The sequence below is a fragment of the Microbacterium paulum genome, assembly GCF_015707995.1.
Classification (GTDB): Bacteria; Actinomycetota; Actinomycetes; order Actinomycetales; family Microbacteriaceae; genus Microbacterium; species Microbacterium paulum.
In genome coordinates, this window is the sequence record NZ_JAAGRY010000024.1 from 23,995 (window position 1) to 42,122 (window position 18,128).

Here is an 18,128-nt window from a genome sequence, read left to right on the forward strand (position 1 = left end):
GCGGGGGAGGGAGGATGGGGTCATGAGGCAATCGCATGTCGTCGACGACGTCACGAACGCGGCCGTCGAACTGTTCGCCACGCAGGGCTACGCGAAGACGAGCGTGCAGCAGATCGTCACGGCGGCGGGCGTGACCAAGGGCGCGATGTACCACTACTTCACGTCGAAAGACGATCTGCTCTTCGGGATCTACGACCAGCTGCTGACGATGCAGAAGGCCCACCTCGACGCTCTCATCGCCGAGGGACAAGAGCGGGGAGACGACGTCGACGCGGTGCTGCGCGCCGTGTGCGTCGACGTGGTCGAGACCTCGATCGACCGTATGCGCGAGGGCACGGTGTTCTTCCAGTCCGCGCACATGCTCAGCGACGAGCGCCAGCGTGAGGTGGTGCGGCGCCGCCGCGACTACCACGACACCTTCGCCGGGCTCGTCGAGCGCGGGCGCGCCGAGGGACGGTACCGCACCGACGTGCCCGCCGCGGTGATCGTCGCGCACTTCTTCAGCGACGTGCACTACTTGTCGCAGTGGTACTCGCCCTCGGGTCCCGAGAGCAAGCAGCTCGTCGCCGCGCAGCTGACCGACCTGTTCCTCGCCGGGCTGCGCCCCTGACGCGAACCGGCGTCACCGGCGCCGCGCCGCCTCACCCGCGCAGCAGCGACCGGCCGAGACCGTTCAGGTGCACCTCGTCGGGCCCGTCGGCGAGCCGCAGTGAACGGATGCCGGCATACATCTCGGCGAGCGGAGTGTCGCCCGAGACCCCGGCGCCGCCGTGCAGCTGGATCGCCCGGTCGACGATCTGCTGCACTCCGCGCGGCACGGCGATCTTGATCGCCTGGATCTCGGTCATCGCCTTCTTGTTGCCCACGCTGTCCATGAGCCAGGCCGTCTTGAGCACGAGCAGGCGCAGCGCCTCGAGGGTGATGCGCGACTCGGCGATCCACTCGCGCACGACGCCCTGGTCGGCCAGGGCGCGCCCGAACGCGCGGCGCTCGCGGGCGCGTTCGCTCATCAGCGCGAGCGCGCGCTCGCCGGTGCCGATGGCGCGCATGCAGTGGTGGATGCGCCCCGGGCCGAGCCTCGCCTGAGCGATCGCGAAGCCGTCGCCTTCGCCGGCGAGGAGGTTCGTCGCGGGCACCCGCACGTCGCGGAACACCACCTCGGCGTGGCCGCCGTGGTCACGGTCGTCGTAACCGAACACCGTCAGGGGGCGCACGACCTCGACGCCGGGGGTGTCGCGGGGCACGAGGATCATCGACTGCTGGCGGTGCCGCTCGGCGTCGGGGTCGGTCTTTCCCATGACGATGAAGATCGCCGCGTCGGGGTTCATCGCCCCCGTCGACCACCACTTGCGGCCGTTGATGACGTAGTGGTCGCCGTCGCGGCGGATGCGGGTGTCGATGTTCGTCGCGTCCGACGAGGCGACGTCGGGCTCTGTCATGCAGAAGGCCGAGCGGATCTCGGCATCCAACAGCGGCTGCAGCCACATCGCCTTCTGCTCGGGGGTGCCGAAGTCGTTGAGCACCTCCATGTTGCCCGTGTCGGGGGCCGCGCAGTTTAACGCGGGGGGAGCGAGCCGCGTCGACCAGCCGGTGATCTCGGCGACCGGCGCATACTGCAGGTTCGTCAGCCCGACCCCGCCATTGTCGCCGTGCCCGGCGGGCAGGAACAGGTTCCACAGGCCCTCGGCGCGGGCGCGCTGCTGCAGGTCGCGGACGATCGGGCGCACGGTCCACTCGTCGGGCGTCGCGGCGAGCTGCTGCTCGAACACCGGCTCGGCGGGCAGCACATGCTCGTCGACGAAGCGGCGTGCCCGAGAGATCAGGGCCTGGGTCGTGGTGTCGAAGGAGAAATCCATCAGCGCGTCTCGCTTTCGGTGGTCGTCGGCTGCGGGGCGCTGCCGAGGCTCGCGAGGCCGGCGCGCGCGAGCGGGGCGACGAGTCCGCCCATCTGGTCGAAGCCGTCGCCGACCGTGCCACCCTGCTGAAAGCGGTAATGGATGCCTTCGAGGATCACGGCGAGCTTGTACGCGGCGAACGCGCGATACCAGTGCAGCCCGGGCACCGCGATGCCGGCGTGGCGGGCGTACTCGGCGACCATCTCGTCGAGACCCGGGTACCCCGCCGCGGTGTCGACGGCGCTCGGCACCGCCGCAGACAGTGCGCCGGGAAGGTCCGCGATCTCCCAATACATCGCGAACATGCCGACGTCGACGAGGGGGTCGCCGAGCGTCGCCATCTCCCAGTCGAGGATCGCCGAGACGTGCGCCTGGTCGCCCGCGCCGACCACCAGGGCGTTGTCGAGCCGGTAGTCGCCGTGCACGATCGAGGTGCGCACCGTCTCGGGCACGTCGGCCTCGAGCGCCGCCTGCAGTCGGTCGAGCTCGGGGGTCTCGCGCGAGCGCGAGGCATCCAACTGCCGTCGCCACGTCGTGAGCTGCCGCGCCAGAAAGCCGTCGGGCCGGCCGAAGTCGTCGAGCCCGACCGCTCGCGGATCGACGCTGTGCAGGTCGGCGAGGTGCCGGGCGAGGTCGAGGCTGAGCCCCGAGAGTGCCGCGGGGGTGAAGCCCGCGTTGTGCGCAGGGCGGGAGAGCACGCGGCCCGGCGACCGCTCCATGACGAAGAAGAGCGTGCCGGTGACCTCGCCGGCCTCGGTGTCGTCAACGAGGTCGACGGCGACCGGCACCGGCACGGGGCTCGTCGCCAGGGCCGAGATCACACGGTGCTCGCGCCGCATGTCGTGGGCGCTCGAGAGCACGTGGCCGAGCGGAGGCCGGCGCACGATGAGCGGGCGGGTCGCCCCGTCGACGGCGTAGGTGAGGTTGCTGCGGCCGCCGGCGATGACCGTCGCGGTCAGGCTCTGACCCGCCACGACGAGCTCGGGGTGCGCGGCGGCGAGCCACCGCTGCAGACCGGGCACGTTCAGGCCGGGCGGGTTCGCGCCCAGCCTGTTCGTGTCAGGTGCGCTGTCGGATGCGGCGGTCGTGACGGATGCAGAGGCGGCGGCCTCGGCGCGGGGAGCGGTCATCGGCGACTCTTTCCGGCGCCGACGATGGCGCCTCGAGTCAGAGCATACCGGACGGTCGGTATGAACGGGTGGGTGCGAAAGAGCGCCGCGCCGGGGCGGCGCGCGGCCGGCGGGGCGGGCGGGAGCGGCGTGTGTTTACAGCTCGTCGCGGAGGCGACGCGCCATCTCGGCGATGGGCATGCGCCGCGGGAAGGTCGCGACCACGACGTCGTCGCCCCGGCTCTGCTCGCCCTCCGGGTGCACGCCGAAGCGGTGCATGAGGCGGTCGTAGGCATCGGTGAGCACGTGCTCGGGCACTTCTGCGCCGCGCAGCAGGCGGCGGAGCACATGGTTGTGCACGGCGGTCACGGCCGCCGCGAAGGCGACGGCGTCGATCGGGTCGAGACCGGGCAGCGCCTCGCGCAGGTAGTCGTCGAAGAGTCGCTCGTACTGGAACACCGTGACGATCTCGCGCTCGCGCAGCGCGGGCACCTGCCGCACGACCGCGTACCGGCGGCGGGCCAGTTCGGGGTCGGAGGCGAAGTGGCGGAACACCTCGACGGATGCCGCGGCGGCGGCCGCCCACGGGTTCTCCTGCGGGTCGCGGCGCGCGTCGGCGAGGAAGTCGCGCAACTGCGCGAGCAGCACGTCGTGGTCGCTGAAGACGACGTCGTCTTTGCCGCCGAACTGGCGGAAGAAGGTCGAGCGGGAGACCCCCGCGGCCTGCGCGATCTGCTCGACCGAGGTCGATTCGAAGCCTTGGGCGACGAAGAGGTCGAGGGCCGCCGAGACGACGGCGTTGCGGGCGGAGGTGGGCGCGGGCTCGGACATGGTGCTGAAAGCTTAGTCATCCGGCGTCGCAGCCGTCCGAGCCACGCACAGGCGGTCCGAGACACACAGGTGCACGTATTAGGCTGGGGGATCGGTCGAATATCTCGATATCGAGATTTTTTTCGGCACCGACACCCCACAGACGCCCAGCGGAGGATTGCGCGTGGATCTCTACGAATACCAGGCACGTGACCTGTTCGAGAAGTACGAGGTGCCGGTGCTCGCCGGCATCATCGCCGACACCCCTGAGGAGGCGAAGGCGGCAGCCGAGAAGCTCGGCGGTGTCGTCGTCGTGAAGGCCCAGGTCAAGACCGGTGGCCGCGGCAAGGCCGGCGGCGTCAAGGTCGCGAAGACCCCCGAAGACGCTTACGAGGCGGCCAAGGCGATCCTCGGTCTCGACATCAAGGGCCACGTCGTCAAGCGCGTCATGGTCGCCGCCGGTGCGCAGATCGAGAAGGAGTTCTACTTCTCGGTGCTGCTCGACCGGTCGAACCGCTCGTACCTCTCGCTCGCGAGCGTCGAGGGCGGCATGGAGATCGAAGAGCTCGCCGACGAGCGCCCCGAGGCCCTCGCCAAGATCGAGGTGAACCCGCTCACCGGCATCGACGCCGCCAAGGCGCTCGAGATCGCCAAGGCCGGTGGCTTCGACGACGAGCTGGCGCCCAAGGTCGCCGACGTGTTCGTCAAGCTCTACAACGTCTACACCGGCGAGGGGGCGACCCTCGTCGAGGTGAACCCGCTGATCCAGGATGCCTCGGGCAACATCATCGCCCTCGACGGCAAGGTCACCCTCGACGACAACGCCACCGAGGTGCGTCACCCCGAGCACGAGCTGCTCGATGACAAGGACGCCGCCGACCCGCTCGAGGCGAAGGCGAAGGCATCCGGCCTCAACTACGTCAAGCTCGACGGCCAGGTCGGCATCATCGGCAACGGCGCGGGCCTGGTCATGTCGACCCTCGATGTCGTCGCCTACGCCGGCGAGAACCACGGCGGCGTCAAGCCCGCCAACTTCCTCGACATCGGCGGCGGCGCCTCGGCCACGGTCATGGCCGCGGGCCTCGACGTCATCCTCGGGGACGAGCAGGTCAAGAGCGTGTTCGTCAACGTCTTCGGCGGCATCACCTCGTGCGTCGCGGTCGCGGAGGGCATCGTCAAGGCCCTCGAGATCCTCGGCGACACCGCCACGAAGCCCCTCGTCGTGCGCCTCGACGGCAACCAGGTCGAGGAGGGCCGCGCGATCCTCGCCGCGGCGAACAACCCCCTCGTCACCCTCGCCGACACGATGGACGCCGGCGCCGACAAGGCCGCCGAGCTGGCGAACGCCTGATCTGCGGCATCCGGATTTCAAGGAACTAGGACTATGTCGATCTATCTCAACAAGGACTCCAAGGTCATCGTCCAGGGCATCACCGGCGGCGAGGGCACCAAGCACACGGCGCTCATGCTGAAGGCGGGCACGAACGTCGTCGGCGGCGTCAACGCGCGCAAGGCGGGCACCACCGTCTCGCACACCGATAAGGACGGCAACGCCGTCGACCTGCCCGTCTTCGCCTCGGTCGCCGAGGCGATCGAGGCGACCGGCGCCGACGTGTCGATCGCCTTCGTGCCGCCGGCGTTCACGAAGGACGCGATGATCGAGGCCATCGACACGGACATTCCGCTCCTCGTCGTCATCACCGAGGGCGTTCCCGTCGGCGACACGGCGGAGGCGTGGGCGTATGCGACCTCGAAGGGCAACAAGACCCGCATCATCGGCCCGAACTGCCCCGGCATCATCACCCCCGGCGAGGCGCTCGTGGGCATCACGCCCGCGAACATCACCGGCAAGGGCCCGATCGGTCTCGTCTCGAAGTCGGGCACGCTGACCTACCAGATGATGTTCGAGCTGCGCGACCTCGGCTTCTCGACCGCGATCGGCATCGGCGGCGACCCGATCATCGGCACGACGCACATCGACGCGCTCGAGGCGTTCGAGGCCGACCCCGACACGAAGGCGATCGTCATGATCGGCGAGATCGGCGGCGACGCCGAGGAGCGCGCGGCCGAGTACATCAAGGCGCACGTGACGAAGCCCGTCGTCGGCTACGTCGCCGGCTTCACCGCCCCCGAGGGCAAGACGATGGGCCACGCCGGTGCGATCGTCTCGGGCTCTGCGGGCACCGCGCAGGCCAAGAAGGAAGCGCTCGAGGCGGCCGGTGTGAAGGTCGGCAAGACGCCGTCCGAGACCGCGGCCCTCATGCGCGAGATCGTCGAAGCGCTCTAGCCGACAACGCGAAACCGCCCGTATGCACGCTGTGGGCCTCCACAGCGTGACATACGGGCGGTTTCGCGTTCGGTGGCGGTGTCAGGCGGTGCCGGTCATGATTGCCCGCAGACGCTCCAACGGAAGCTTCGGGGTGCGATCGGGGCGCAGGAGACCGTTGGTCTCCTGCAGTGTGTCGGTCAGCTGCGTGTAGCAGAACCCTGCAAGAGCCCGGCTGGCGTGCACGGCTCGCATGAGACCGTGCAGCCGCTCGTCGAAGTCGTCAGCGGACGCGGCCGACGAGTATCCCCAGGCATCCGGCTCTGCCTCGCCGTCGAAGGAAATGCCGCCGAACTCGGTGAGCATCACCGGTGCCTGCGACACGTCGCCCTCGAGGATCAGCACCCGACCGGCCGGTCCGACCCCCTCGAGCAGTCGCGCGATGTCGTCGTGGGTCTCGTACCGCGCGGCGACGCGCGCGGGATCGGCGTCGTAGTCGTGAATGGCGACGATGTCGGTGTCGACCTGCTCCCAGCCATCGTTGGATACGACGGGACGGGTCGCATCCAACGCTTTCGTGAGGGCGACGAGCGCGCGCGCGAACGCGCGCATGCGGGAGTCATGCGCGATATGCTGCACGCCCCAGCTCTCGTTCAGCGGCACCCAGGTGACGATCGATGGATGCGAATAGTCGCGTCGGACGATATCGAGCCACTCGCGCACTGTGCGCGCGACCGTGGTGGGCGAGAAGGTGAAGCTCGCCGGCGCCTCGCCCCACACGAGCAGCCCGAGGCGGTCGGCCCAGTACAGGAAACGCGGATCCTCGAACTTCTGGTGCACCCGTGCGGCATTGAAGCCGAGATCCTTGATGAGCTGCACCTCGTCTCGGAGCGCATCCGGCGACGGCGCCGCAAGGTGGGTCTCCGGCCAGTACCCCTGATTGAGCACCGAGCGCACGTAGTACGGCCGGTCGTTGAGGAAGAAGCGTCGCCGCTCGACGTGCGCGGTGCGGATGCCGAGGTAGGAGCGGGCGACGTCCTCGCCCACCGTGATGGTCGCGTCGACCAGACGCGGATGCTCGGGTGACCACAGGAGCTCTTCGTATGCCTGGCCGTTGAGAAGGTCGGCGACGGGCACGGCCAGGGCGACCTCGTCGTGGACCACGTCGGTCTCCACGCTTCCGAGCGGACGCCCGTCGAACGACAGGTCGATCCGAACCCGGGTGGGGCTCTCCGGGGCTCGCGAGAGCTCGAGGTCGACGGCCACGACACCGCGGCGCGGGTCGGGGTTCCACCGCACCGCCGTCGTGGCCACCGTCGGAGTGGCCTCGAGCCAGACGGGCTGCCAGATGCCGCTCGTGCGGTGGTACCAGATCACGTGGGGCTGCTCGCGCCAGTCCTGCTTGCCGCGGGGTTGTCCGATGTCATGCGGATCGTCCTCCACTCGGACGACGATCGTGTGCCGTTCGGTGTCGGCCAGCGCATCAGTGATGTCGAAGCCGAACGGAGTGTGGCCGCCCTCGTGGTCTCCCACCTGCTGTCCGTCGACCCACACGTGGCAGCGGTAGTCGACGGCACCGAAGTGGAGGTGCAAGCGCCGCCCGGTGCCCCACCCGGTGCCCCACCCGGTGCCGAAACCGGCGGCATCGAGGTCGGCGCCGCCGAAAGACCGCGAGTACCAGCTCACACGGTGATGCGCCGTATCCCCGATGCCCGACGCGGGGGACTCGGGCGGAAACGGTACACGGATCTCGCGGTCGAAGGGTGATTCCGCATTGGGATGAGGGCGATGCCAGCCGGCGGCGAGTCCTTCGTCCGCGTCATCGAACGTGAAGCGCCACGATCCCGAGAGGTCTGTCCACTGCGGGCGGGTCAACTGAGGGCGAGGGTGGGTCCCGTCGGGGGACGGCGGGCTCGCCGTCGCTTCACGGTCGTCGTCGATCATGTCGTCCAGCATGCCCCAAAAGTCCAGCGCTGTAAACCGAGTGGAACGAGCGTTCGAAAGCCGTTGACGCTTGCTTTGCTGCGCTGTAGATTCGGCGGACCCGCGACGATGCGGGCACGAGAGGAACCCATGAACCGTTCTCCCCTACGATCTCGACTCGGAGCAGCCCTGGTGGCGCTGCTCCTCGCCGTCGGCGCGGCATCGGCCGGAATGACCGTCGCGTCCGCCGCCGATGTCCCGCCTGCCGACTTCTACAATCCGGTCCTGAAGGGCGCGGATCCGTCGATCGTGCGTCAGGGCGACCGCTACTACTCCGTGAGCTCCGACGCCGACGGCGTCTGGGTACGAGAGTCGACGAGTCTCGCCGCGATGACCGACGGCGTCGTGACCCGCGTGTGGGAACCGGACGCCGAGGGCCCGTTGTGCTGCAACGTCTGGGCGCCCGAGATCCTGCTGATCGACGGCGAGTGGTACATCTACTTCGCCGCCGATGACGGCGCGAACGCGAACCACCGCATGTACGGCATTCGGGCCCTCACCGACGATCCGCAGGGGGAGTGGTCGGACCCGGTGAAGATCGCAGCTCCCACCGATCGGTGGGCGATCGACGCGACCGTCATGCAGCACGACGGCTCTCTATACTTCCTCTGGTCGGGATGGGAGGGGATGGTCGACGAGGGCCAGAGCCTCTACATCGCCCCCATGAGCGACCCCCTCACGATCAGCGGCGAGCGGGTGCGCTTGTCCGAGCCCACCGAGCCCTGGGAGCGGGTGGCTCTGCCGATCCAGGAAGGTCCCGAGGTACTCGAGCGCGGCGGGGTGACGACGCTCGTCTACTCGGCCAGCGGCAGCTGGACCGAGGACTACTGCCTCGGCACGCTGACGGCGCGCGGCGGCGACGTGCTCGACCCAGCGTCGTGGGAGAAGTCCGACGGGTGCGTGTTCGCCAAGCGCGACACGGCATGGGGGCCCGGCCATCACACCTTCACGACGTCGCCCGACGGAACGGAGGACTGGATCGTCTACCACGCGAGCACCGTGAAGGACCGAGGGTGGGACGGGCGGACCATCCGTGCCCAGCGCTTCACCTGGGATGGCGGCTCGCCCGTTTTCGGGTCACCGGTGTCCACCTATGAGACGGTCCCGATGCCCTCGGGTGACACGACCGTTCCCCAGCGAACATACGAGGCGGAGGATGCCGAGGTGCACCGCGCGCGCGTCGTCGACGTGTCGGTGCCTGGAGCGTCCGGGCACAGGAAGGTGGGCTACATCGACTTCGATGACAGCTGGGTGGAGTTCACGGTCACGGCACCCGCTGACGGCCTCTACGGCGTCGACGTGCGGTACTCCAGCGGCACTGGATCGACGAGTACGCATCGCGTGTCCGTCAACGGAGCCTCCGCCGGGTCCGTAGAACTGCCGAGCAACGGCTGGGACAACTGGATCTTCGCCGGTCTCGATCTCGACCTGCGCGCCGGAGAGAACACCGTGCGTCTGTCGAAGGGCGTCGGGTATGCCGAGCTCGACCTGATCCGGGTCGACGCGCGCCCGATCGACGACGGCGCGACGGCGGCTCCGGCCACGGGCGTGCTGTCCTCTGACAACGGATGGGACACGGGGCTGCGAGACGGGGACTACACGATCACGATGGACCTGTGGTGGGGGCAGAATGCGAGCGTGTTCCGCCTGTACGAGGACGGTGTGCTGGTTGCGTCGACGCGCCTCGATCCGGCGAGCCCCGCCGCGCAGCGGGCTACGGTCGACATCCGGGGCCGCGTCGACGGTGAGTATGTGTACACCGGCGAGCTCGTGAACTCTCGCGGGGTCACCGCCGTCTCTCCGTTGCGGGTGTCGGTGACTGATGCCGCTCCCGCCCGTCCTGTGCTGAGCCACGACAACCACGATCGCGACGGCGCGTTCACGCTGACCGCCGACCTGTGGTGGGGGACGAACGCGACGTCATACGTCTTCCGCGAAGGAGAAGTCGTTCTCGGCGAGGGCACGCTGACTGCGGCGACACAGTCGGCGCAACGCGCGAGGCTGACGGTCGAGGGTGTCGCGCCCGGGGTGCACCGCTACGAGGTCGAGTTCCGCAACGCGGCAGGGGCCACGGTGAGCCGCCCAGTGGAGGTCACGGTGAGCCGCTGAGCGCCGACGGCGGGGCGCCCCCGTCGGATGCAGCGCTGTAAAGCGCGCGTCAGGCGGGGGCGCTCTCGCGGACGACGATCCGGTGGGGGGCGATCTCGTGTCGCCCCACACCGTCGTACCCCCTGATGCGCTCGTCAAGCAGCGCGAGCGCCCGCGAGACGATGGTGTCGATGTCGGGGCTCACCGTCGTCAGCGACGGGAAGGTCACGGCGCTCAGGCGCGTGTCGTCCCATCCGGTGACGGCGACGTCCTCGGGCACGCGGATGCCGCGCTCTTGGAGAGCGCGCAGTGTGCCGATCGCGGCGAGGTCGTCGCGGCAGACGAGTGCGTCGACATCGAGGCCGCCGTCCAGGGCCTCGCGGACGGCATCCACCGCCTCGGCTGCCGCGACCGCGCCGGAGGCCACGAGCCGCGCCGGGTCGGCGGCGATTCCGGCTTCCTGCAGGGCCTCCTGATAGCCGAGGAGACGCTGACGGGAGGTCTCGGTGAGAGACGACGCCTCATGCCCGACGAAGCCGATGCGACGCCGACCGCTGGCGATCAGATGCTGCGTGATCTCTCGCGCTGCGGCGACGTTGTCGATCATGACGCGGTCGATCGTCAGCGGCGCGGGCGTCTCGCCCAGCAAGACGATCGGGATGTCGATGCGATGCCGGGCGATCTCGGCTGACGACATCGCGCTCGGCTGGAAGATCATCCCGTCGATCAGACCCGCCTCCGAACTGGCCATGAGTGCGCGCTCGCCCTCGAGCGTGGCGTCGGTCTCCTCCAGCAGAACCCGATACTCGAAGACCGCTGCGGCTCGGGAGGTCGCGCGCGACAGCTCGGCGAAGTAGGGGATGGCGACGTCGGCGAAGGCGAGGGCGATGAACCCCGTGCGACCTGTGGCCAGTCGCCGGGCGACGACGTTGGGGCGGTAGCCCAGCTCGTCGATCGCCTGCTGCACGCGTGCACGCATCTGCGGCGAGACGTGGGGGTAGTCGCGTACGACGTTCGAAACGGTCTTCATCGACACGCCCGCCCGCTCGGCGACATCCTGCAATCGGGGTCCGCGCATCCTTGGCTCCTCCGTCGATCCGGCGCCCCCACCCTACCGCCTGGGTCGTACAGCGTCCGACTTCGACGCTTCGGGCCCTTGACACCGATTTTCTAGCGCTGTACATTCGGGCTCACGTGATCCACAGCGCCCTGGTCGAACTGGGCACCAACTCAAAGGAGAGCAATCACATGAAGAAGGCAATCGCGCGCGGACTCGCGGCGGGTCTTGCCGCCTCGGTCGCCCTCGCGCTCGCCGGCTGCGCCGGATCGGGCCCGGCCGAGCAGGGGGTATCCGGCGGGGAGTACAACGGGCCGAAGGTCGAGATCACCTTCTGGCACGGCTGGACCGGTGGCGCGGCGCCGACGATCGTGCCCAAGCTCATCGACCAGTTCAACGCCGAGCACGACAACATCGCGGTGAAGAACGTCCCGCAGGAGTGGGCCGACATCAACGCCAAGATGCCGCTCGCGATCAAGGCGGGTAAGGGTCCCGACGTTGCCGTGCTCCACGGTGACGACCTGGCCACCTATGCAGCGCAGAAGCTCCTGATCCCCGCCGACGACATCGTGTCCAATCTGGGCTACAGCGCCGACGACTTCCCCGCAGGGGTGTTCGACAAGGGCAACTACGACGACGCGCAGTATGCCGTCCCGTGGAGTGTCACCCCACTCGGACTGTTCGTGAACAAAGAGGTGCTCGCCAAGGCGGACATCACCGAGATCCCCACCGACAAAGACGGGTACCTCGCCGCCCTCGAGGCGCTCAAAGGCGCGGGCGTGAAGGGCGAGTGGGTCGACGGCTATGTCTTCACCGGCACCTTCGAGTTCCAGAGCCTGCTCTGGCAATTCGGTGGCGAGCTCTACAACGACGACGTCTCCGAAGCCACGTTCAACTCCGAGGCCGGCGTCCAGGCGCTCACCTGGATGACCGACCTCGTCGACAAGGGCTACAGCCCCGCCAACGTCGCGCAGGATGGCAACATCAAGGCTCTCCTGGCCGGCGACACGGCGTTCAACTGGAACGGCGTGTGGCAGACCACCAACTCCGCGTTCGGCGACCTCGATTGGGCGGCGGCACCGGTGCCGCAGATCGGAACCGAGAAGGCCGTCTGGTCGAGCTCGACCCACTGGGTGTTCCCGTCCAACAAGGGTCAGGATGCCGACAAGACCGCCGCCGCGGCGACTTTCGTGAAGTGGATGAACGACAACTCGCTCGGCTGGGCGGAGACGGGCGAACTACCCGCCGCCAACACGGTGCGCGAAGACCCCGAGCTGCTGTCGAGCTACCCGAACCTGGAGCCGTTCATGGAAGAGCTCGAGTACGCCCGCTACGAGACGGTCTCGCCCGGCATCAACGAGGCGAACGCGCTCATCACGACAGCGATCAACGAGGCGCTGACCGGCAAGAAGTCGCCGCAGGCCGCCCTCGACGACGCCAAGGCCAAGGCCGACGCCATCATCGAGCAGAACACGTCGAAGTATGGCGGCTGACATCGCTCTCACGACGGCCGTCCCGGTCGAGCGCCCCCGCGGCGCCCGGCCGGGCGGCCGGGGTGTGTCCGGTCGCACGCGCCGCACTCTCATCGCCTACGTGTTCCTCGCGCCGTTCCTCGCCCTGTTCGGCACCTTCGTCATCGCCCCGGCGATCTTCGGCGCGTGGATCAGCCTCACCGACTGGAGCCCCTTCCGCGACGAGCAGAACTTCGTGGGGGTGCAGAACTACCTCAACCTGTTCACACCTGGCAGCACGACCTCCGCGGATTTCTGGGAGTCGATGAGGGCCACCGGAATCTTTGTCGTCGCCAGCGTGCCGCTCCTGGTGGTGCTGCCGCTGCTGATCGCGCTGCTGCTGAACCAGAAGCTGGGTGGTGCGACCTTCTTCCGCACGCTGTTCTTCGCCCCGTACGTTCTGGGCGTCGCCATCGTCGGTGTGGTGTGGATGTACATCTTCGACACGCAGTCCGGCATCCTCAACCATCTGCTGGGCCTGGTCGGCCTGCCCGACGACATCCCCTGGGTCGTCGACACGCCGTGGGTGTGGGTCTCGCTCGTCGGCGTCACCGTGTGGTGGACCGCGGGCCTGAACACGGTCATCTTCCTGGCGGGTCTGAAGGGGATCAACGGAGACCTGTACGAAGCGGCCGCCCTCGACGGCGCAGGACCGGTCCGTGCGTTCTTCAGCGTCACCCTGCCGGGTCTGCGCCCGGTCATGCTCTTCATCACGACGACCACAGTGTTGGCCTCCGCGAACATGTTCGGCCAGTCCTACCTGCTCACCAACGGCGGGCCCGGCACGGCCACCCGCACCGCCATCATGTACATCGCCGACCAGGGTCTGTCGCAGAACAACATGGCTCCGGCGGCCGCGATGAGCTACATCCTCTTCGCCATCCTGGCCATCGTGAGTGTCATCAACTTCCGTCTGCAGCGCGAGCGCGCAGAGAGGGTCTCCTCATGACCGCCTCCCGCCGTGTGGCATCCCGTGCGGTGCTCTACGCCATCCTCGGCGCTCTCGCGCTCGTGGTCATCTTCCCGCTCGCGTGGATGCTGTTGACGTCGTTCAAGACGGATGCCGATGCCGTGCGCAATCCGTACGCGCTTCCCGACCCGTTCTCCCTCGAGGCATACCAGCAACTGCTTCTCAGCGGTCAGCAGCCGATCTTCCTCTGGCTGTGGAACAGCTTCGCGGCGGCGACACTGCAGACGGTCCTGATCCTCGTCACCGCCTCGATGGCCGCCTACGCGCTCGCCCGTCTCGACTTCGCCGGCAAGCGCATCATCTTTGGTCTGATCATCGCCACTCTGCTTGTGCCGCCCGTCGTCTTCCTCATTCCCAACTACCTCATCGTCGAGAACTTCGGCTGGCTCGACAGCATCCTTGCGATCACCGTGCCCGGGGCGGCCAGCGCGTTCGGTGTCTTCTTCCTCCGGCAGTTCTTCGTGGGTCTCCCCGTGGAAGTCGAGGAAGCGGCCCGGATCGACGGAGCGGGCGAGTTCCGGATCTTCCTCCAAGTCGCCCTGCCGCTGGCGAAGCCGGCGCTGGCGACGCTGGCGGTGCTGTCGTTCCTCGGGAACTGGAACGACTTCCTCTGGCCCGTGTACGTGCTGCTCTCGCCCGAGAACATGACCCTCCAGCCGGGCCTCGCCATGCTGCAGGGCGCCTACCGGACGCACTTCGGCATCGTGATGGCGGGAGCTGTGATCGCCTCGGTCCCGGTGCTGGTGCTCTTCGCGTTCGCGCAGCGGCAGATCGTCGACTCCGTCGCCGGAGCGGCGGTCAAGGGATGACCCGCCGGCTATCGGCCCTCGCGTCGACCGTCGCCGTCCTGCTCCTGGTCGGCTGTGCGGCTGACGGGGGAGACGAGCCTCCGGCACCGTCGACCCCCGTCGCACCGTCGGTGTTCGCGATCGACGCCGACTTCCCTGATCCCGATGTCGTCGCCCTCGACGGAGAGGGCTTCGCCGCATTCGCGACGGGCGGACCCGGTCTCAACCTCCGGGTCGCGCACTCGGCGGACCTCGTGGAGTGGACGGTCGAGAACCGCGATGTCCTGCCACGACTTCCCGGCTGGGCCTCACCCGGCCGTACGTGGGCACCGGAGGTAGTCGCCGCCTCAGAGCCCGGGTCGGGGTACGTCATGTACGTGACGGCGCAGGACACCGCGTCGGGCCGGCAGTGCATCGGGGTCGCAACGGCCGCCACGATCGACGACGACTTCGTTCCCGCGTCCGACGAGCCACTCGTCTGTCCCGTCGAGGAGGGCGGCGCGATCGACGCGTCGACGTTCGATGACCTCGACGGCACGCGCTACCTGCTCTGGAAGACCGACGGGAACTGCTGTGCGCAGGACACCTGGATCGAGATGGCCGCACTGTCTGCGGACGGCCTGTCACTGACCGGCGCGCCGATCCGCCTCCTCCGGCAGACCCTCGACTGGGAGGGCGCGCTCGTGGAAGCCCCGACGCTCGTGCACCGCGACGGCCGCTACGTTCTGCTTTACTCCGCCAACGACTACGGCGGCGACTTCTACGCGGTGGGAGCCGCCACGGCCGAGAGCATCGAGGGACCCTACGAGAAGCTCGACGAACCGATCCTCCGCAGCGCGGGCGAGCTGCGCGGGCCCGGCGGGCAGGACGTCGTGAGCCGCGGTGACGCCGACACGCTCGTTTTCCACTCGTGGGACGAGCTGTACATGTACCGGGGTCTCGTCACGCGTCCGATCGAATGGGTCGACGGCATCCCCCGTGTGGGGGAGTGACGCTCAGGCGCCCAGCAGCGCTTCGATGGGGCCGCGGGCGAAGAAGATCACGAACCCGGCGGCGACGATCCACAGCAGCGGGCTGATGGTCTTCGCGCGGCCGGAGAACGCGTGCAGCAGCACCCAGCTGACGAAGCCCGCGCCGATGCCGTTCGCGATCGAGTAGGTCATGGGCATGACGGTGATCGTGAGGAACACCGGCATGAGCACGCGGAAGTCGGTGAGGTCGATGTTCTTGATCTGCGCCATCATCATCGCTCCGACGATCACGAGCGCCGCCGCGGCGACCTCGGTCGGCACGATCGAGGTGAGCGGGGTGAAGAACATCGCGAGGAGGAACACGAGACCCGTGACGACGTTCGCGAGGCCCGTGCGCGCACCCTCGCCGATGCCGGCGCCCGACTCGATGAACACCGTGTTCGACGACGACGAGGTCGCGCCACCGGCGATCGCGCCGACACCCTCGACGATCAGCGCGGACTTGATGCGCGGGAAGTCGCCCTTCTCGTCGGCGAGCCCCGCCTCCTTGGCGAGACCGGTCATCGTGCCCATCGCGTCGAAGAAGTTCGAGAAGACGAGGGTGAACACGAGCATGAGCAGCGTGACGAAGCCGACCTTGGCGAAATCGAACGAGAAGTCGACGGCGCCGACGAGGCTGAGGTCGGGCACGCTCACCGGCGATCCGGTGAGCGCCGGGATCGTGAGTCCCCACCCGCCCGGGTGGTCGACGGCCGAGCCGAGGTGCCAGATCGCCTCGGCGATCACGGCGAGCACGGTGCCGACGATCAGGCCGATGAGCATCCCGCCCTTGACCTTCAGCGCGACGAGCACCGAGGTGAGGATCAGCGTGATGACGAACAGCAGGGTGGGCACGGATGCCACGGAGCCGCCGATGCCGAGGCCGACGGGCGGCGAGTTCGAGCCCGTCGCGGTGACGAATCCGGAGTTGATGAACCCGATGAACGCGATGAACAGGCCGATGCCGACGGTGATCGCGAGCTTCAGCTGCACGGGCACCGCGTCGAAGATCATCTTGCGCAGACCGGTCGCCGCGAGCAGCACGATGATCACACCGTTGATGACGACGAGGGCCATCGCCTCGGGCCAGGTGACCTCGTGGATGACGCTGAACGCGAGGAACGCGTTGATGCCGAGGCCCGCAGCGAAGCCGAACGGCAGCCGCGTGACGAGTCCGAACAGGATCGTCATGACGCCCGCGGTCAGCGCGGTCACCGCGCCGACGGCGCCGAACGCGAGGGTGTTGCCGGCGATGTCCTCCTTGCCCGACAGGATGATCGGGTTCAGCACCACGATGTAGGCCATCGTCACGAAGGTGACGAGGCCGCCGCGCACCTCGGTGCCCACGGTCGAGCCGCGCCTCGTGATCTCGAAGAAGCGGTCGAGGGCGCCCACCGGCGCCGGTTCGGTGGTGCGGGTCGCCTGCGGGCGCGATTCAGACATGATTCCTCCAGCGAAAACGCTAGTGGATGCCGGGGCGCTCTCCGTCCCCCGCCGCGCGCCCGCACGGCGCGCTCTGCTCGGCTGGGTAGGGTCGAACGCGCATGAATCGCCTTCTCGTCTCTCTCCTGGCCGCCGTCGACGCCCTGGTCGCGGCGGCTGTCGGTGTCGCGGCCACCCTCGCCCCGCTCACCGTGCTGTGGGTGTTCGGGCTCGGCGGCGGGGCCGATTGGGCGTCGCTCTGGCCGACGTCGGTGCGGCTGTGGCAGCTCGGCCAGCTGGTGCCGCTGCGCATCACCCTCCCGCCGGAGTACCTGAACGCAGTCGGCATCCCCGCCGACGCGGCGACCTTCTGGCTGTCGCTGGCGCCGCTCGCCTTCACCGTCTTCACCGCCGTGTTCGCCGCCCGTTCGGGGGCGCGCGCGGCGCGCGCCGGCGCGTGGGTCGTCGGGGTGGTGACGGGCGCGGTCGTCATGGCGGTGATCGCGTGGCTGCTGTGGCGCAGCTCGGGCAACCCCGTCGCGGCGGTCTACGGCTGGCAGGCACTCCTCCTCCCGACCGCCGTGTTCGCGGTGCCCGCCCTCGCCGGGGCGCTCGTCGGGGCGTGGCGGAACGGCGACGACGGTCTCGTCGACGCGGTGCGTCTGCGCGCCGAGCGCGACCCGCGATGGGCCGGTGTGCCCGAGGCCGCCGCGCGCGGCATCGGCATCGCCGTCGCGGGCTTCGTGGGCGCGGGCGCGCTGATCGTCGCTGTGGCGACGGTGCTGCGCGGCGGCCAGGTGATCGCGCTGTTCGAGGCATCCCACGTCGACGTCGCCGGCGGCGCGCTGCTCGCCCTCGCACAGCTCGCATACCTCCCGACACTGATTGTCTGGGGCGGGGCGTTCGTGGCCGGTCCCGGCTTCGCGCTCGGCACCGGCACCGCCGTCTCGCCGGCGGGCACGAACGTCGGGGTCCTCCCCGGCGTGCCCGCACTCGGCATCGTGCCCGAGACCGCGACACCGTGGATGCTCGTGAGCGTGCTGCTCATCGTCGCGGTCGGCTTCGTCGCCGGCGCCGCCGCGCGCGGCCGCCTGCACCGCGCCTGCGCGAGCGGCAGCACGTCGGTCTTGTCGCTGACCGAGATCAGCGCGCGCCGGATCGGCACGAGGTCGCGGTCGCGGTAGAGGGCGGGATCGATGGTGGGAGATCGGAAGAGCGT

General features: G+C 69.1%; 15 protein-coding genes. 9 read left to right on the forward strand and 6 right to left on the reverse strand.

Annotated features, from left to right (window positions below):
- The first annotated feature begins 22 nt into the window (after window positions 1-22).
- A complete protein-coding gene (locus G3N18_RS07520) occupies window positions 23-610 on the forward strand; it encodes a TetR/AcrR family transcriptional regulator (RefSeq protein WP_196383680.1) in 588 nt (195 codons plus the stop codon).
- 31 nt (window positions 611-641) lie between these two features.
- Here G3N18_RS07520 and G3N18_RS07525 read toward each other — a convergent pair whose 3' ends face one another.
- The 3 genes from G3N18_RS07525 to G3N18_RS07535 form a co-directional block, all read right to left on the reverse strand.
- Entirely contained in the window at window positions 642-1,856 is a 1,215-nt protein-coding gene (locus G3N18_RS07525; protein ID WP_196383681.1) for an acyl-CoA dehydrogenase family protein, read from the reverse strand.
- On the reverse strand, window positions 1,856-3,025 hold the full coding sequence (locus G3N18_RS07530; RefSeq protein WP_196383682.1) for a phosphotransferase family protein: 1,170 nt from the start codon (window positions 3,023-3,025) through the stop codon (window positions 1,856-1,858). The genes G3N18_RS07525 and G3N18_RS07530 overlap by 1 nt, the downstream gene beginning before the upstream one ends.
- Before the next feature lie 135 nt (window positions 3,026-3,160).
- Window positions 3,161-3,835, reverse strand: a complete 675-nt coding sequence (locus tag G3N18_RS07535) for a TetR/AcrR family transcriptional regulator (RefSeq protein WP_196383683.1) — start codon at window positions 3,833-3,835, stop codon at window positions 3,161-3,163.
- Between the two features lie 163 nt (window positions 3,836-3,998).
- Here G3N18_RS07535 and sucC point away from each other — a divergent pair, with 163 nt between their 5' ends.
- Window positions 3,999-5,165 carry an ADP-forming succinate--CoA ligase subunit beta gene (sucC, locus tag G3N18_RS07540; RefSeq protein ID WP_196383684.1) on the forward strand — a complete coding sequence of 389 codons (1,167 nt, stop codon included), beginning with the start codon at window positions 3,999-4,001 and terminating at the stop codon, window positions 5,163-5,165.
- Between the two features lie 33 nt (window positions 5,166-5,198).
- A complete protein-coding gene (gene sucD / locus G3N18_RS07545; protein ID WP_196383685.1) occupies window positions 5,199-6,101 on the forward strand; it encodes a succinate--CoA ligase subunit alpha in 903 nt (300 codons plus the stop codon).
- An 81-nt stretch (window positions 6,102-6,182) separates the two neighbouring features.
- Here sucD and G3N18_RS07550 read toward each other — a convergent pair whose 3' ends face one another.
- Complete coding sequence (locus tag G3N18_RS07550) at window positions 6,183-7,766, reverse strand: glycoside hydrolase family 2 protein (protein WP_476703406.1); 1,584 nt, start codon at window positions 7,764-7,766, stop codon at window positions 6,183-6,185.
- Window positions 7,767-8,195: 429 nt separating this feature from the next.
- Here G3N18_RS07550 and G3N18_RS07555 point away from each other — a divergent pair, with 429 nt between their 5' ends.
- Entirely contained in the window at window positions 8,196-10,172 is a 1,977-nt protein-coding gene (locus tag G3N18_RS07555) for a family 43 glycosylhydrolase (protein ID WP_196383686.1), read from the forward strand.
- A 49-nt stretch (window positions 10,173-10,221) separates the two neighbouring features.
- On the opposite strand, the gene G3N18_RS07560 is transcribed toward G3N18_RS07555, so the two are convergent.
- A complete protein-coding gene (locus tag G3N18_RS07560; protein WP_196383687.1) occupies window positions 10,222-11,229 on the reverse strand; it encodes a LacI family DNA-binding transcriptional regulator in 1,008 nt (335 codons plus the stop codon).
- A gap of 170 nt (window positions 11,230-11,399) precedes the next feature.
- Here G3N18_RS07560 and G3N18_RS07565 point away from each other — a divergent pair, with 170 nt between their 5' ends.
- The 4 genes from G3N18_RS07565 to G3N18_RS07580 are packed head-to-tail and all read left to right on the forward strand — an operon-like array spanning window position 11,400 to window position 15,469.
- Window positions 11,400-12,701 carry an ABC transporter substrate-binding protein gene (locus G3N18_RS07565; protein WP_196383688.1) on the forward strand — a complete coding sequence of 434 codons (1,302 nt, stop codon included), beginning with the start codon at window positions 11,400-11,402 and terminating at the stop codon, window positions 12,699-12,701.
- Window positions 12,691-13,668 (forward strand): carbohydrate ABC transporter permease, encoded by a 978-nt coding sequence (locus G3N18_RS07570; RefSeq protein ID WP_196383689.1) that lies wholly within the window; start codon window positions 12,691-12,693, stop codon window positions 13,666-13,668. The genes G3N18_RS07565 and G3N18_RS07570 overlap by 11 nt, the downstream gene beginning before the upstream one ends.
- Window positions 13,665-14,498, forward strand: a complete 834-nt coding sequence (locus tag G3N18_RS07575) for a carbohydrate ABC transporter permease (RefSeq protein ID WP_196383690.1) — start codon at window positions 13,665-13,667, stop codon at window positions 14,496-14,498. Before G3N18_RS07570 ends, G3N18_RS07575 begins: the two co-directional genes overlap by 4 nt.
- A complete protein-coding gene (locus tag G3N18_RS07580; RefSeq protein WP_196383691.1) occupies window positions 14,495-15,469 on the forward strand; it encodes a glycoside hydrolase family 43 protein in 975 nt (324 codons plus the stop codon). Before G3N18_RS07575 ends, G3N18_RS07580 begins: the two co-directional genes overlap by 4 nt.
- A 3-nt stretch (window positions 15,470-15,472) precedes the next feature.
- On the opposite strand, the gene G3N18_RS07585 is transcribed toward G3N18_RS07580, so the two are convergent.
- Window positions 15,473-16,930 carry an NCS2 family permease gene (locus tag G3N18_RS07585; RefSeq protein WP_196383692.1) on the reverse strand — a complete coding sequence of 486 codons (1,458 nt, stop codon included), beginning with the start codon at window positions 16,928-16,930 and terminating at the stop codon, window positions 15,473-15,475.
- Between the two features lie 101 nt (window positions 16,931-17,031).
- On the opposite strand from G3N18_RS07585, the gene G3N18_RS07590 reads away from it, so the two are divergent.
- Window positions 17,032-18,093, forward strand: coding sequence for a cell division protein PerM (locus G3N18_RS07590; protein WP_196383693.1), 1,062 nt, complete (start codon window positions 17,032-17,034; stop codon window positions 18,091-18,093).
- Window positions 18,094-18,128: the final 35 nt, after the last annotated feature.

What these genes read in the sequence shown, in the direction of transcription:
- G3N18_RS07520 (WP_196383680.1), top strand. Translation starts at nt 23, where the DNA reads ATGAGGCAATCGCATGTCGTCGACGACGTCACGAACGCGGCCGTCGAA.
- G3N18_RS07525 (WP_196383681.1), bottom strand. Translation starts at nt 1,856, where the DNA reads ATGGATTTCTCCTTCGACACCACGACCCAGGCCCTGATCTCTCGGGCA.
- G3N18_RS07530 (WP_196383682.1), bottom strand. Translation starts at nt 3,025, where the DNA reads ATGACCGCTCCCCGCGCCGAGGCCGCCGCCTCTGCATCCGTCACGACC.
- G3N18_RS07535 (WP_196383683.1), bottom strand. Translation starts at nt 3,835, where the DNA reads ATGTCCGAGCCCGCGCCCACCTCCGCCCGCAACGCCGTCGTCTCGGCG.
- sucD (WP_196383685.1), top strand. Translation starts at nt 5,199, where the DNA reads ATGTCGATCTATCTCAACAAGGACTCCAAGGTCATCGTCCAGGGCATC.
- G3N18_RS07560 (WP_196383687.1), bottom strand. Translation starts at nt 11,229, where the DNA reads ATGCGCGGACCCCGATTGCAGGATGTCGCCGAGCGGGCGGGCGTGTCG.
- G3N18_RS07565 (WP_196383688.1), top strand. Translation starts at nt 11,400, where the DNA reads ATGAAGAAGGCAATCGCGCGCGGACTCGCGGCGGGTCTTGCCGCCTCG.
- G3N18_RS07570 (WP_196383689.1), top strand. Translation starts at nt 12,691, where the DNA reads ATGGCGGCTGACATCGCTCTCACGACGGCCGTCCCGGTCGAGCGCCCC.
- G3N18_RS07575 (WP_196383690.1), top strand. Translation starts at nt 13,665, where the DNA reads ATGACCGCCTCCCGCCGTGTGGCATCCCGTGCGGTGCTCTACGCCATC.
- G3N18_RS07580 (WP_196383691.1), top strand. Translation starts at nt 14,495, where the DNA reads ATGACCCGCCGGCTATCGGCCCTCGCGTCGACCGTCGCCGTCCTGCTC.
- G3N18_RS07585 (WP_196383692.1), bottom strand. Translation starts at nt 16,930, where the DNA reads ATGTCTGAATCGCGCCCGCAGGCGACCCGCACCACCGAACCGGCGCCG.
- G3N18_RS07590 (WP_196383693.1), top strand. Translation starts at nt 17,032, where the DNA reads ATGAATCGCCTTCTCGTCTCTCTCCTGGCCGCCGTCGACGCCCTGGTC.